13 protein-coding genes and 2 tRNA genes are annotated in these 13004 nt (G+C 63.2%); 10 read left to right on the plus strand and 5 right to left on the minus strand.

Annotation, left to right across the window (positions count from 1 at the left end; genetic code table 11):
• Window positions 1–194: 194 nt before the first annotated feature.
• The 5 genes from moaA (at window position 195) to ACOSV0_RS14950 (ending at window position 4140) form a co-directional block, all read left to right on the plus strand.
• Window positions 195–1304: a GTP 3',8-cyclase MoaA gene (moaA, locus tag ACOSV0_RS14930; protein ID WP_434106934.1), complete on the plus strand. Its 1110-nt coding sequence runs from the start codon at window positions 195–197 to the stop codon at window positions 1302–1304.
• A gap of 16 nt (window positions 1305–1320) precedes the next feature.
• Window positions 1321–1935: a molybdenum cofactor guanylyltransferase MobA gene (gene mobA, locus ACOSV0_RS14935; protein ID WP_434106935.1), complete on the plus strand. Its 615-nt coding sequence runs from the start codon at window positions 1321–1323 to the stop codon at window positions 1933–1935.
• A 74-nt stretch (window positions 1936–2009) separates the two neighbouring features.
• Window positions 2010–3311 carry a molybdopterin molybdotransferase MoeA gene (gene moeA, locus ACOSV0_RS14940; RefSeq protein ID WP_434110298.1) on the plus strand — a complete coding sequence of 434 codons (1302 nt, stop codon included), beginning with the start codon at window positions 2010–2012 and terminating at the stop codon, window positions 3309–3311.
• Window positions 3312–3376: 65 nt separating this feature from the next.
• Window positions 3377–3652, plus strand: coding sequence for a hypothetical protein (locus tag ACOSV0_RS14945; RefSeq protein WP_064268466.1), 276 nt, complete (start codon window positions 3377–3379; stop codon window positions 3650–3652).
• A complete protein-coding gene (locus ACOSV0_RS14950) occupies window positions 3652–4140 on the plus strand; it encodes a GNAT family N-acetyltransferase (RefSeq protein WP_434106936.1) in 489 nt (162 codons plus the stop codon). Before ACOSV0_RS14945 ends, ACOSV0_RS14950 begins: the two co-directional genes overlap by 1 nt.
• Before the next feature lie 121 nt (window positions 4141–4261).
• On the opposite strand, the gene ACOSV0_RS14955 is transcribed toward ACOSV0_RS14950, so the two are convergent.
• The 5 genes from ACOSV0_RS14955 to pncB form a co-directional block, all read right to left on the minus strand.
• The gene (locus tag ACOSV0_RS14955; RefSeq protein WP_434106938.1) at window positions 4262–5710 is read right to left on the minus strand and encodes a DNA recombination protein RmuC; all 1449 of its coding nucleotides are present in this window, start codon (window positions 5708–5710) and stop codon (window positions 4262–4264) included.
• Window positions 5707–6696: a 2-hydroxyacid dehydrogenase gene (locus tag ACOSV0_RS14960; RefSeq protein ID WP_434106939.1), complete on the minus strand. Its 990-nt coding sequence runs from the start codon at window positions 6694–6696 to the stop codon at window positions 5707–5709. The genes ACOSV0_RS14955 and ACOSV0_RS14960 overlap by 4 nt, the downstream gene beginning before the upstream one ends.
• 65 nt (window positions 6697–6761) lie before the next feature.
• Window positions 6762–8189, minus strand: a complete 1428-nt coding sequence (locus ACOSV0_RS14965) for a sodium:proton antiporter (protein ID WP_434106940.1) — start codon at window positions 8187–8189, stop codon at window positions 6762–6764.
• 67 nt (window positions 8190–8256) lie between these two features.
• Window positions 8257–8919 (minus strand): LutC/YkgG family protein, encoded by a 663-nt coding sequence (locus tag ACOSV0_RS14970; RefSeq protein ID WP_434106941.1) that lies wholly within the window; start codon window positions 8917–8919, stop codon window positions 8257–8259.
• 206 nt (window positions 8920–9125) lie between these two features.
• Window positions 9126–10322: a nicotinate phosphoribosyltransferase gene (gene pncB / locus ACOSV0_RS14975; RefSeq protein ID WP_434106942.1), complete on the minus strand. Its 1197-nt coding sequence runs from the start codon at window positions 10320–10322 to the stop codon at window positions 9126–9128.
• 280 nt (window positions 10323–10602) lie between these two features.
• Here pncB and fdxA point away from each other — a divergent pair, with 280 nt between their 5' ends.
• From fdxA to ACOSV0_RS15000, 5 genes are all read left to right on the plus strand, one after another.
• Window positions 10603–10926 carry a ferredoxin FdxA gene (fdxA, locus tag ACOSV0_RS14980; RefSeq protein ID WP_434106943.1) on the plus strand — a complete coding sequence of 108 codons (324 nt, stop codon included), beginning with the start codon at window positions 10603–10605 and terminating at the stop codon, window positions 10924–10926.
• Window positions 10927–11043: 117 nt separating this feature from the next.
• Window positions 11044–11119 (plus strand) — tRNA-Asn (locus ACOSV0_RS14985).
• A 62-nt stretch (window positions 11120–11181) separates the two neighbouring features.
• Window positions 11182–11257: transfer RNA gene (locus ACOSV0_RS14990), tRNA-Asn, on the plus strand.
• Window positions 11258–11510: 253 nt separating this feature from the next.
• Window positions 11511–11987, plus strand: a complete 477-nt coding sequence (locus ACOSV0_RS14995; protein WP_434106944.1) for a CreA family protein — start codon at window positions 11511–11513, stop codon at window positions 11985–11987.
• A gap of 118 nt (window positions 11988–12105) precedes the next feature.
• On the plus strand, window positions 12106–12930 hold the full coding sequence (locus ACOSV0_RS15000; RefSeq protein WP_434106945.1) for an AraC family transcriptional regulator: 825 nt from the start codon (window positions 12106–12108) through the stop codon (window positions 12928–12930).
• Window positions 12931–13004: the final 74 nt, after the last annotated feature.

A 13004-nucleotide genomic window follows, 5' to 3' on the forward strand; every position in this document is an offset into this window, starting at 1 on the left:
CCCGATCGCGGGCTGTATGCCACTCCCCGTATACCCGGACGGCGTCCGGTGGCGGTCAGCCGCCGGATGCATTTCCGCTAGAATGAAGATCCAGGTTCCAGTCGCAGCGCGAGGCGCAGCAGCGATCGCAACACTGAAGCAGCCTCCAGGCGGCACCTAAGCAGCCCGAAACGAAGCATCAAGCGAAGCAATTCATGTCCCGACGCATCATCCCTGTTGCCGATCTCAGCGCGGTACCGGTCATTACCGGCCCCGTGCAGGCGCCCAGTGGCGCGCTGCACGACACGCTGGCGCGTCCGCTACGCGACCTGCGCATCTCGGTGACGGATCGCTGCAATTTCCGCTGCGTCTACTGCATGCCGCGTGCGGTGTTCGACAAGGATTACGCGTTCCTGCCGCATAGCGCACTGCTCAGTTTCGAAGAAATCGAACGGCTCGCGCGGCTGTTCGTCGCCCACGGCGTCGAAAAAATCCGTCTTACGGGTGGCGAGCCGCTGCTGCGCAAAAATCTGGAATTCCTGATCGAACGGCTTGCGCAACTCAGCACACCGGAGGGCCGCCCGCTCGATCTGACGCTGACCACCAACGGCTCGCTGCTGGAGCGCAAAGCGCGCAGTCTGAAAGACGCCGGCCTGACTCGCGTGACGGTCAGTCTCGACGCGCTCGACGACAGCCTGTTTCGTCGCATGAACGACGCCGACTTCGCAGTCGCCGACGTGCTGGACGGAATCGCCGCGGCCCACGCGGTGGGGCTTGCGCCGGTGAAGGTCAACATGGTCGTCAAGCGCGGCACCAACGACAGCGAAATCGTGCCGATGGCGCGTCATTTCAAAGGCACCGGCACGGTGCTGCGCTTTATCGAGTACATGGATGTGGGCACCTCGAACGGCTGGAACATGACCGAAGTGCTGCCTTCCGCCGACGTCGTGACGCGCATCGCCGAGCATTTCCCGCTCGCGCCGCTCGAAGCGCACAGCGCAGCCGAAACCGCCCAGCGCTGGGGTTACGTGGACGGCGGCGGCGAGATCGGTGTGATTTCGAGCGTGACACGCGCGTTTTGCGGCAGTTGCACGCGTGCACGGCTGTCGACCGAGGGCAAGCTGTACCTGTGCCTGTTCGCGTCGTCCGGTCATGATCTGCGCGCCTTGCTGCGTAACGGCGCGAGCGACGCCGATATCGCCACCGCCGTCGCCGAAATCTGGCAAGACCGCAGCGACCGCTATTCGCAATTGCGCGGCAGCAGCGCCGCCGCGCCGCGCGAGCACGATGGCCGCCGCGTGGAAATGTCGTATATCGGCGGCTAGGCGGCCGAGCGAGCCCATGAACCCCGCACGCGAACACATCACCGGTCTGGTCCTCGCGGGCGGACGCGGCATGCGCATGGGCGGTGTCGACAAGGGACTGCAAACGCTGCACGGCGAGCCGCTCGCCGCCCATGTGCTGAAGCGGCTCGCACCGCAAACCGGCGCTCTGCTGATCAGCGCCAATCGCCACCCTGAGGTCTACACGGCACTGGGTGCGCCGTTCGGCGCCAAGGTGCTTGCCGATACCCTGCCCGGCTTTCCCGGACCGCTGGCAGGCCTGCTCACCGGGTTGCGCGCGGCCGGCACCGCGTACGTGCTAAGCGCGCCATGCGACACCCCCGGACTGCCGGTCGAACTCGCCGCCCTGCTCGCGCAGGCACTCGATTCGAATCAGGCCGACATCGCCACCGTCACGACCACCGACGCCGCGGGCCATGTTTCGCTCCACCCCGTCTTCGCGTTGCTGCGCACGCGTCTCGCGGACGACCTGGCGGCCTTTCTGGAAGCCGGCGAGCGCAAGGTCCGCGCGTGGTACGCGCGCCACAAGACGGTCGAAGTCGCCTTTACCGACGAGCGCGCGTTTTACAATATCAATTCGTTACAAGAACTCGCCGACCTCGAGCGTTACTGAGGCCCCGGTTGAAATCCCGCTCCGGCCGCACGGCAGCAGCCGCGCCCGCCACCGGTCGCGACGCCCAGCCCTTCATGACCACGCTTAACGAATTTTCCCGCTGCGTCGCGCAGTACGATCCTCACGCGCTACCCGTTTCGGCTGCCCAGGCGATCGTTCGCCAATGGGCAACGCCCGTCACGGCGGTCGAACGCGTGCCCTTGCGCGACGCGCTCGATCGCGTGCTGGCAGCCGACATCGTCTCGCCGATCGACGTCCCGTCGCACGACAATTCGGCCATGGACGGCTACGCGTTCAACGGCGCGGCATTGGCAACGCATGAGCCTGCGATCGATTTGGCGATCGTCGGCAAAGCACTGGCCGGTCACCCGTTCGCGGGCCGCGTGAACACGACGCAATGTGTACGCGTCATGACGGGCGCCTGCATGCCGGCTGACTGCGATACCGTCGTGCCGCAGGAGCTTGTCGAGCGCAGCGCCGATTCCGCCTCGATCCGTTTTGCGGCCAACGCCTTGCGGGGCGGCGCCAACCGGCGCCTCGCCGGCGAAGACCTTGCCCGCGGCCATGCCGCGCTCCGTGCCGGCCGCATCATGCGCGCGTCGGACCTCGGTTTGCTGGCTTCGCTCGGCATTGGCGAAGTCAACGTACGGCGGCGCTTGCGCGTCGCGTTTTTCTCAACCGGCGACGAATTGCGCTCGCTCGGCGAGCCGCTCGACCCAGGTTCGGTGTACGACAGCAATCGCTACACGCTGTTTGCGATGCTCCGGCGCCTGAACATGGATACGCTCGATCTCGGTGTGGTGCGCGACGAACCCGCCGCGCTCGAGGCGGCATTGCGCAGCGCCGCAGCCAGCGCCGACGTGGTGTTGACCTCCGGCGGGGTCTCGGTCGGCGAGGCGGATTTCACCAAGCAATTGCTGCAGACATTCGGCGATGTCGCCTTCTGGAGTCTCGCAATGCGCCCAGGGCGGCCGCTCGCTTTTGGGCGCGTCTGGTCCGGCAATCATCCGGGCCTCGGGCTGCCCGCGCTATTCTTCGGCTTGCCGGGCAATCCCGTGGCCGTAATGGTGACGTTCTACCAGATCGTGCGCGAGGCGCTGCTGCTGATGTCGGGCGCAACGCCGCAGGCTCTGCCGGTCTTTCGCGCCGCCAGCCGCCAGATCATCCGTAAACGCGCCGGGCGTACCGAGTACCAGCGCGGCGTCGCCGAGCAGGATGCACATGGCCAATGGCATGTCACGCCAACCGGCTCGCAAAGCTCCGGCGTGCTGAGCTCGATGAGCGAAGCCAATTGTTTCATCGTTCTCGGGCACGATGAAGCCGATATTGCCGAGGGCGAGCACGTCGATATCATGCTGTTCGACGGTCTCATCTGACGCCTGACTGAACGCTTCCGTTGCAGCTTTACCCATTACCACTACGACACACGGGTTTGACTTACATGAAAAAACAGATCTCGTTCATTGCACCGGGACAGACGGCCAAAGCGCTTATCCTCGTGTACCTGACATTCTCGGTGCCGATCGTGCTGCTCGGCGTACTGGTGGCGTTCATTCGCTACGGTTCGGTCGAACTGAGCACGGTGTTCAGCGCGCTGCTGCTGAACGCGATTCTCGGCTTCATCCTGCTGTGGATTGCATGCCACGCGTACAACTGGGTCGCGTCGCGCTTTGGCGGTATCGAAATCCACCTGACCGACGCGCCGGAAGAAGCGTAATGACCGCGACGATCCGCGCCGCGACGCCGGCGGATACGGGCGCAATCTTCGCGTTGACGTACGAGCTGGCCGAATTCGAAAGCCTCACGCACGTATTCGTCGCGACCGAAGAAGGTTTGCATGACGCCCTGTTCGGTGCGCGGCCTTCGATCGAAGCGCTGGTGGCGGAAAGCGAAGGACGCCTCGTCGGGTATGCGCTGTTCTTCCACAATTACTCGAGCTTCGTCGGCAAGCGCGGGTTGTATCTCGAAGATGTCTACGTGCAGCCGAGCCAACGCGGCAGCGGCCTGGGCTCAGCATTGATCGCCCGGCTGGCGGCGCTGGCGGTGGAGCGGCAATGCGGACGATTCGAATGGACCGTGCTCGACTGGAACAAACAGGCCATTAACTTCTACGAAAAGATGGGCGCGACGGTGATGCCGGACTGGCGTGTCGTGCGCCTGACGGGCGAAGCGCTGGAACGGGTGGCTGCAGGAGCCGTTTCCTGAGTTTGAGCCGCGGCCCGGTATCCGGGCTCGTGCTTCGGTGCTTCAGTTCACCAGACCCGGCGCGCCCTTGCGCCCGATCGGCAGCATCGCGCAAAATCAGTCCAGACAACCTCGTCCAGCACTACTGCTCGTCGGGATCCACGCCAGTCAGGGCATCGCCGAGCAACCCGCTCGCCTCTTCACCCGGCAATGCCTCGACGTCACGCAGCTTGCGATTCATGACGCGAGTGCGCGTTTCCGCGGCTTCGATCGAACGCGTGACGGTTTCAAGCTGTGCCTTGGTCTTGGCCAGCACGTCGCCGAATTTGCCGAACTCCGTTTTCACCGCGCCGAGCACTTGCCAGACTTCGCTCGACCGCTTCTCGATCGCCAGTGTGCGGAATCCCATCTGCAAACTATTGAGCAAGGCGGTGAGCGTGGTCGGACCGGCAATCGTCACGCGATAGTCGCGTTGCAGCAGATCTGTCAGGCCTGGTCGACGCAGAACTTCCGCGTACAGGCCTTCGGTCGGCAGGAATAACAGCGCGAAATCGGTCGTGTGCGGCGGTGACACATACTTCTCGGCTATCGTGCGCGCTTCGGCGCGTATCCGCGCTTCGAGCGCACGCGACGCCTCCTCCACCGCAACCGGATCGGCGCGCTCCTGAGCCTCGATCAGCCGCTCGTAGTCTTCGCGCGGGAACTTGGCGTCGATCGGCAACCAGACCGGCGTGGCAGGACCACTCACGTCAGCACGGCCCGGCAGTTTGATTGCGAATTCGACGCGATCGGCGCTCTTTGGCACCGTCGCGACGTTCTTCGCGTATTGATCCGCGGTGAGCAGTTGTTCGAGCAACGCTTCGAGCTGCACTTCGCCCCATGTGCCGCGCGTCTTGACATTAGTCAGGACCTTCTTCAGATCGCCGACGCCCGCAGCCAGCGTCTGCATCTCACCGAGACCACGATGCACCTGCTCCAGCCGGTCGGACACCAGCTTGAACGATTCGCCCAGACGTTGTTCGAGCGTGGCGTGCAATTTTTCGTCGACGGTGCGGCGCATTTCTTCGAGCTTGACCGAGTTATTCGCCTCGATGTCTTTCAGCCGCTGCTCGATGGTCGCACGCACTTCGGCGAAGCGGCGATCGTTCGCCTCGGTAAGCTGGCCCAGTTGCAAGGTCAGCGTTTCGCCGAACTGCTTGAGCGTGCGTCCCTGCTCATCGCGTGCCTGCTGCGCCTGCTGCTGCAGGCTGTGACGCACCGCGTCGAGTTGCTGCGCGAAGCCGTCGATCTTGCCGCCCTGCACCGTCGTCATACTGCTGAATTGCGATGCCAGCGTTTGCTGAAAGTGCGCAAACCCACTGCTCTGCTCGGTACGCGACACGCGCGCCGTTTCGGTGATGTCATTGCGCAGTTGCCGCTCGAGCCGCTCATAAGCGTGCGACTGCGCGTCCGCCGCTGCGTCGATACGCTCGCTCAGCATCTCGAACTGCGCGCTTTCGTCAGCGCGGCTATGGCCGCGCATCAGCAACGCCAACGCGATGACCAAGGCGACCGCCAGCACTGCAACGGCCGCCACCAGAATCATTGTCATGAACGCGCCTTGCCGATGACCTCGGGGTTGATCGGATTCGGCGGCCGGCCGGCGCACGGACCTTCACCCAGCGCTGCGATCAGATTGTCCGCAGCAAGGTTCGCCATGGCGCGGCGCGTGGCTTCAGTCGCACTGGCAATGTGCGGCGTCAGCACGACATTCGGCACGGTCAGCAGCGCCGGGTTCAGATTCGGCTCGCCTTCGTACACATCCAGCCCGGCTGCTGCGATCTGCTTCGTGCGCAGCGCTTCGACCAGCGCCGCATCGTCGACGATGCCGCCGCGTGCGATGTTGGTAAGCGTCGCGGTCGGCTTCATCTGCGCGAGTTCGGCCGCGCCGATCGTGTGATGGTTTTCCTTCGTGTACGGCAAGACGAGCACCACATGATCGGCGCGTTGCAGCAGCTCCTGCTTCGACACGTATTGCGCGTCCAACTCCGCCTCAATCTCCGGCGCAACACGCGAACGGTTGTGATAGATCACCTGCATGTTGAAACCCTTCGCGCGACGCGCGAGCGCCTGCCCGATCCGGCCCATGCCGATCACGCCGAGTGTCGAGCCGTACAGGTCGGTGCCGAGAAAGCCGTCATAGGTCCACTTCTGCCATTTGCCCGCGCGCAGCCAGTGCTCCGATTCGGCGATACGGCGCGCCGCGGCCATCATCAGCGCCCAGCCGAAATCGGCGGTCGATTCGTTCAGCACGTCCGGCGTGTTGGTGCCGAGTACGTTCGCCGCGTTGAATGCGGCCATGTCGAAATTGTTGTAGCCCACCGCCATGTTCGACACCACGCGCAAACGCGGCGCCGCTGCGAGCGCCGCCGCGCCGACCGGGTCGCCCGCGGTCAGCGCGCCGTCTTTATCCGCGAGACGCCGCGTCAGCTCGTCGGCGGGCAACACGTCGCCCTGGTGCCAATCGACGTCGAAATACTGTTTAAGCCGCTCGATCACATCGGGAAAGATCGGACGGGCGACGAGGATCTTCTGCATTGCAATTCTCCGGATAGCGCGTCGAGTTCAATTGCCTCGGCGTCAAAGAAACATCAAGTCAGGCGTCAGAAAAACAACCAGCCGGTGACGAGAAACAGCGGAATCAGCACCACGACCGACCAGCCGAGATACGCGAAAAAGCTCGGCATCCGAACGCCACGCGACTCCGCAATCGCTTTCACCATGAAGTTCGGCGCATTGCCGATATAGGTATTGGCGCCCATGAACACCGCCCCGGCCGAGATCGCCGCGAGCGTGGTGGCGCCGGCGGTCATCAGCGTCTGCGCGTCGCCGCCGGCCAGGTTGAAGAACACCAGGTAGGTCGGCGCATTGTCGAGAAACGACGATAGCAGGCCGGTCGCCCAGAAGTACATCAGATCGTGCGGCTGGCCGGCCGGATTGACCAGATGGACGATGCCCGCGAACGCGCCCGCCTCGCCGGCACGCAGGATCGTGATGACCGGCGCGATCGTCACGAAGATGCCGGCGAACAGTTTGGCGACCTCTTCGATCGGCGCCCAGTTGAAGTCATTGCCCGCGCGTGCCGCACGCGGCGTCAAGGCCAGCGAGAGCAAGGTGACGCCGATCAGCGCAATATCGCGCACCGCATTTTGCAACGCAACGTGCGTACCGAAAACGTCGACTACGACGTCCGACTTCCAGAACCCGCTCATCAGAACCAGCGCGATCACAGCAGCGAGAAGCACGAAGTTGATCTTGCCGTCGATACCCAGCGGTGGCGTATCCGGCGTCGGATCGAGAAAGCGCGAGCGCTCTTCTTCACGCCGATGAAAATAGTACGAGTCCAGTGCATAGAACGCGGCCAGCAGCACGACGCAAACGAACAGCATCGGCAACGCCAGATGCGTGGTGGTCCAGAAAAAACTGACGCCCTGCAGAAAACCGAGAAAGAGCGGCGGGTCGCCGAGCGGCGACAGCGAGCCGCCCGCGTTTGCCACCAGAAAGATGAAGAACACCACCACGTGAACGACGTGCTTGCGGTTGTCGTTGGCGCGCAGCAATGGACGGATCAGCAGCATCGCCGCACCGGTCGTGCCCATGATGCTGGCCAGTAAGGTACCCAGCGCGAGAATCGCGGTGTTCAGGCGCGGCGTGCCGTGCAGATTGCCGCGCACGCAGATGCCGCCCGCGACCGTATAAAGCGCCGTCAGCAGCACGATGAACGGAATGTATTCTTCGAGCACCGCGTGCACCAACGTTCCGAATGCGACGCCGGTGCCGAAAGTAAGCGCAAACGGCAGCAGGAAGAGCAGCGCCCACGCTGCTGCGATCTTGCCGAAATGGTGATGCCAGAATGCCGGCGCGACCAGCGGAAACACCGCGATCGACAACAACACGCCCGCAAACGGCAAGCCCCACAATGCCGACAATGTCGCGCCATCGAGCGTGGCCGCCGAGGCCAGTTGGGGCCATCCCGCCAGCATCAGTGCAGCGGCGAACACCATGCTCGACCCTACGGCATGTCGTTTCATATTCTTGAAGTCCTTGTTAGCGCAGGCGACCGAGCGCCCCGCGGGGAGGCACCGGCGCGCGCCGCGCTCAGGCACCACGTACGACGATCACATGCACCCGATAAGGCCCATGTGCGCCAAGCACGATAGTCTGCTCGATATCCCCGGTGCGCGACGGCCCGGAGACGAAATTGACCGCGCGTGGCAGTTCGCCGCGTTCGCTGCGGATCAGCCCGAACGCCTCTTCATGTCCTGAGACGATGCGCGAAGCCGGCACGATCGCAATATGCGTCTCCGGCAACAATCCTGCCGATGCATAGGTTTCCGGCCCGGACAGCAGAACGAGTGTGCCGGTCTCAGCGGTCGCGCAGAAGCAGCCGGTGAGACCGACTACGTCGCCGTCTTCGGGCTTGCGGAATTCGACATTGAGGCCGGCTTCGGCCCATGGCAGATCTTGCAGGGTTTGCCACGCGATAGCCTGCAGCGGCAAAGCGTGTTCGGTGAGATAGCGATGTGCGGCGGAAGGCACCTCGCTCAGTGCTCCGACCGTATCGACCGTGGTTGCCATTTTCTGCGCTTCTTCGATGAAGCGCGTGGTCAGATCGGCCGGCATCTCCGGACGCGGCCCTTGAGGATGGCGCGCCACATAATCCGCAGCGGCCTCGCGCTCGGAAGCGGACGGTTCAGGCTCGCGCCCTTGCGCCGCGCGGATGCGCGCCAGGATGTTACGGCGGGCAATCGATGTGTCCATATGCAAAATCCTCGTGTCGACAGCCGTGCGATGTGACGAGGATTATACCGGCCACCCTGGGCGCGAACACCCTGGCCGAACGGCCTAAGACAGCGCATCGGCCACGCGGCGAGCATGGCCTCATGCGAGATCCCAGCAAAATATCGGTGCAAGACAGTGACACATGAGCGGCGCATGAGTCGCACACGCGCCACGCAGACGCCGCATTACTTCGCAGCGTCTTCCTCGGGCTGCGCAATGCCGAACACCTGGCGCAGATACGCGAGATAGGCCTTGTCGTCGCACATGTTCTTGCCCGGCGAATCCGACAGCTTCGCCACCGGCTGACCGTTGCAGCGAACCATCTTGATGACGATCTGCAAGGGGTTGTAGCCCAGATCGTTTGTCAGATTGGTTCCTACGCCGAACGCCAGCTTGCAGCGGCCGCGGAAACGCTCGTACAGTTGCAGCACCTTCGGAATGTCGAGCGCGTCGGAGAACACGAGGATCTTGGTACGCGGGTCGCAGCGGTTCGCCTCGTAGTGCTTGAGCAGGCGCTCGCCCCAGTCGAACGGGTCGCCGGAATCGTGGCGCGCACCGTCGAACAGCTTGCAGAAGTACATGTCGAAGTCGCGCAGGAAAGCCTCCATGCCATACACGTCCGACAGCGCAATACCCAGGTCGCCGCGATACTCCTTCGCCCACATTTCGAAGCCGAAGATCTGCGAATCGCGCAGCCGCGGACCGAGCGCCTGACACGCCTGCAGGTATTCATGCGCCATCGTGCCGAGCGGCGTGAGGCTGTGCTTCATCGCGTAGAAGACATTGCTGGTGCCGGCGAATTGCTCGCCCAGGCCGTCTTTCAACGTGAGGATCACTTCTTCGTGCCATTGCTTCGAGAAGCGGCGGCGCGTGCCGTAGTCGGCGATCTTGCAGTCGGCGAATTCCGGGCGGGCGCCCAGCAACTGGATCTTTTCGACGAGACGGCCGCGCCCTTCGCTGTAATCCGGCTTTTTCTGGGTGTTACGGAAGTAGACCTCGTTGACGATCGCGAGCATCGGGATCTCGAACAGGATCGTATGCAGCCACGGCCCCTTGATCTCGATGTCGATTTCGCCATTGCCCTTCGGCGACGCTTCGATCGAAATGTATTTCTCGTTCAGATGGAACAGCGCGAGAAACTCGATGAAGTCGCCCTTGATGAAGCGCATGCGCCGCAGGTAGTCGAGCTCGTCGTCGGTGAAGCGCAGATCGCAGAGCTTGCGCACTTCGTCGCGAATCTCGCCGATATACGGCACGAGGTCGACATTCGGCGTGCGGCAGCGAAACCGGTACTCGACATTCGCCGCGGGAAAGTGATGCAACACCACTTGCATCATCGTGAACTTGTACAGATCGGTGTCGAGCAGCGAAGTAATAATCATGATGGTGCGAACTGGACTGCAGGAAAAACGGAAGGCTTGGCTCGACCAACCGCGTCAACCCATGCGCGTGCGGCGCGCCCCGTGCGCGCCAACCTGACGCATGTTACCCGAATGCATGCGAATTCAGCACGCCGGCGGGCGGCGCTTGCCGGATGCCATAAACTAATCACAAAAACGTATAAAAGGCATTGCCCGCTGGTGTATGCGCCTCTTGACGTTACGCTACAATACCGCTTTTGGCGTTTCGCCTCCCCTGATTCCGCATGCAGGAGCTGCCTGAATGACTCACGTTGTGACCGAAAGCTGCATCAAGTGCCGCTATACCGACTGCGTCGATGTGTGCCCGGTGGACTGCTTTCGCGAAGGTCCCAACTTCCTCGCGATCGACCCCGATGAATGCATCGACTGCGCCGTGTGCGTGGCCGAGTGCCCGGTGAATGCCATTTATGCCGAAGAAGACGTGCCGGGCGACCAGCAGCACTTCACCGAGCTGAATGCCGAGCTGGCAAAGAGCTGGCCGAGCATCACCAAGACCAAGGCCCCGCTGCCGGAAGCCGACGAATTCAAGGACGTGAAGGAAAAGCTGGCGCTGCTCGCGCGCTGAGCGGCGCGGCCTGCCGGCCACCTTGCGAGATCCGGTATAAATCGAGATGATCGCAAGGTATTGACAGGTGCTTAGGCTAGACCTACAATTTCGTTTCTCTGCTGTTTGTTGTTCTGTTCCTCGATAGCTCAGTCGGTAGAGCGCCGGACTGTTAATCCGTAGGTCCCTGGTTCGAGCCCAGGTCGAGGAGCCAAGAATTTCAAAAGCCCGTTAACCAATACGGGCTTTTTTATGTAGATCAAGTTGTACTGCTGTTCCTCGATAGCTCAGTCGGTAGAGCGCCGGACTGTTAATCCGTAGGTCCCTGGTTCGAGCCCAGGTCGAGGAGCCAAAAATTTTAGAAGGCCCGCATTCGTGCGGGCCTTTTTGTTTTGGTTTGGCTTTTTGGCCTGGCGTTCTGACTTGCCTCAACGCAAGATCAAGTGGCCTGAGTTGGGGCAAGCATTTGTTCCCGCCGAAAGATAGCGCATAGCCGAGGGCATTCGCACTGGCCCGCTTGCGAACACGCCGTTATACGATGGTGTTTTATCGGCGCAACGCCTTTGCGCGCCCAGCCCAAACACTTATTTATTCCCGGCCATCTCATGAAATCGACCTTGTTGCGCATTACGCTCGCAGTCACCACCGCCCTGCTGTTGCCTTCGGCACATAGCGAAGAAGTCGGCAGCGTCAATACCAACTTCCGTATCACGGGCTCTGATCGCGTAGTCGTCGAAGCCTATGACGATCCACTCGTCCAGGGTGTGACCTGCTACGTGTCGCGGGCACGCACCGGCGGCGTCAAGGGCACGCTCGGCATCGCCGAAGATCCGACCGAGGCGTCGATCGCCTGCCGCCAGGTCGGCGCGATTCATTTCACGGGACCAGTGAAACAGCAAGCCGACGTGTTCTCCGTGAGCATGTCGCTGATCTTCAAATCGCTGCATGTGGTGCGGGTGGTCGACGCGAAACGCAGCACGCTGGTCTACCTGACCTACAGCGACCGGGTTGTCAGCGGCAGTGCGAAAAACAGTGTAAGCGCCGTGCCGATGCCGGCCGGCACAACGATCCCGGTCAAGTGATCGCCACCCGATGGCAAACCGCAGCAAGAAGCCCGCGTATGAGTAGCGGCACCCGTAGCCGCCGCGGCGCGCTACACTGACCAGTCACGCCGGATCGCAGAAACGCCCGACTTCCACCATGACCGCCCATCGCTTCCAGGATTCCGCCCGCTACTGGCGCACGCCGCTTTTGCCCGGTGCGGACCTGCTCACGGCCGAATATCACGATCACGAGTTCACGCCGCATTGGCACGATGCGTACACGATTCCGGTGATCGTCGCGGGCGCTGAGGGCTATCGGTATCGCGGCTCGGACTATGTCGCCGAAGCGGGCAGCGTGCCGATCATCAACCCCGGGGAGTTACACACGGGGTCCAAGGCTGTCGAAGCAGGCTGGCGGTATCGCGTGATGTATGCGCCTGTGGCGTTCATCCACGAGCTCGCCAACGAGGTCGCGGGCAAGCCGCAAGCCTTGCCGTGGTTCGCACCGGGCGTGATCCGCGATCCCGATCTGGCGCAGCGGCTGGCGCGCGCGCACCGTCTGCTGGAGGCCGGCGGCGATCCGCTCGCCGCCGAAGCCGCGATGCTCGACGCGTTGTCCACCTTGCTGGTCCGCTACTCGCAAACGCAGCCGGAAGCGGTGCGCCTCGGCGTCGACGACGCCCGCGTCGCAACCATGCAGGAGCGTCTGACCGGCGACCTCGCCGAACCCGTCACGCTGGCCGAAGTCGCGCGGGCAGCGGGCCTGTCGCCCTTTCACGCCGCCCGCCTTTTCAACCAGGCCACCGGCCTGCCGCCGCACGCGTGGCGCAACCAGGTGCGCCTGCAGCGCTCGCTCGCACCGTTGCGTGCGGGTGTCTCGGTGACGGATGTCGCCGCAGCCAGCGGTTTCACGGACCAAAGTCACTTCACGCGCCATTTCCGGCGCATGTTCGGCGTGCCGCCGGGACGCTGGCAAGGCTAGCTGAGGCCACCCCTCGCAACCTGCCGCGGAGCGCTCGCCCCGTCTATTCACCATCCGCACCAATGGCGCGCGGT

Source organism: Paraburkholderia caffeinilytica, assembly GCF_051027425.1.
Classification (GTDB): Bacteria; Pseudomonadota; Gammaproteobacteria; order Burkholderiales; family Burkholderiaceae; genus Paraburkholderia; species Paraburkholderia caffeinilytica_A.

Excerpts from the sequence above, each read along its gene's own strand:
- moaA (WP_434106934.1), top strand. The coding sequence starts at position 195 with ATGTCCCGACGCATCATCCCTGTTGCCGATCTCAGCGCGGTACCGGTC.
- pncB (WP_434106942.1), bottom strand. The coding sequence starts at position 10,322 with ATGATTATTACTTCGCTGCTCGACACCGATCTGTACAAGTTCACGATG.
- ACOSV0_RS14945 (WP_064268466.1), top strand. The coding sequence starts at position 3,377 with ATGAAAAAACAGATCTCGTTCATTGCACCGGGACAGACGGCCAAAGCG.
- ACOSV0_RS14995 (WP_434106944.1), top strand. The coding sequence starts at position 11,511 with ATGAAATCGACCTTGTTGCGCATTACGCTCGCAGTCACCACCGCCCTG.
- ACOSV0_RS14955 (WP_434106938.1), bottom strand. The coding sequence starts at position 5,710 with ATGACAATGATTCTGGTGGCGGCCGTTGCAGTGCTGGCGGTCGCCTTG.
- ACOSV0_RS14965 (WP_434106940.1), bottom strand. The coding sequence starts at position 8,189 with ATGAAACGACATGCCGTAGGGTCGAGCATGGTGTTCGCCGCTGCACTG.
- mobA (WP_434106935.1), top strand. The coding sequence starts at position 1,321 with ATGAACCCCGCACGCGAACACATCACCGGTCTGGTCCTCGCGGGCGGA.
- ACOSV0_RS14960 (WP_434106939.1), bottom strand. The coding sequence starts at position 6,696 with ATGCAGAAGATCCTCGTCGCCCGTCCGATCTTTCCCGATGTGATCGAG.
- ACOSV0_RS14950 (WP_434106936.1), top strand. The coding sequence starts at position 3,652 with ATGACCGCGACGATCCGCGCCGCGACGCCGGCGGATACGGGCGCAATC.
- moeA (WP_434110298.1), top strand. The coding sequence starts at position 2,010 with ATGACCACGCTTAACGAATTTTCCCGCTGCGTCGCGCAGTACGATCCT.
- ACOSV0_RS14970 (WP_434106941.1), bottom strand. The coding sequence starts at position 8,919 with ATGGACACATCGATTGCCCGCCGTAACATCCTGGCGCGCATCCGCGCG.
- ACOSV0_RS15000 (WP_434106945.1), top strand. The coding sequence starts at position 12,106 with ATGACCGCCCATCGCTTCCAGGATTCCGCCCGCTACTGGCGCACGCCG.
- fdxA (WP_434106943.1), top strand. The coding sequence starts at position 10,603 with ATGACTCACGTTGTGACCGAAAGCTGCATCAAGTGCCGCTATACCGAC.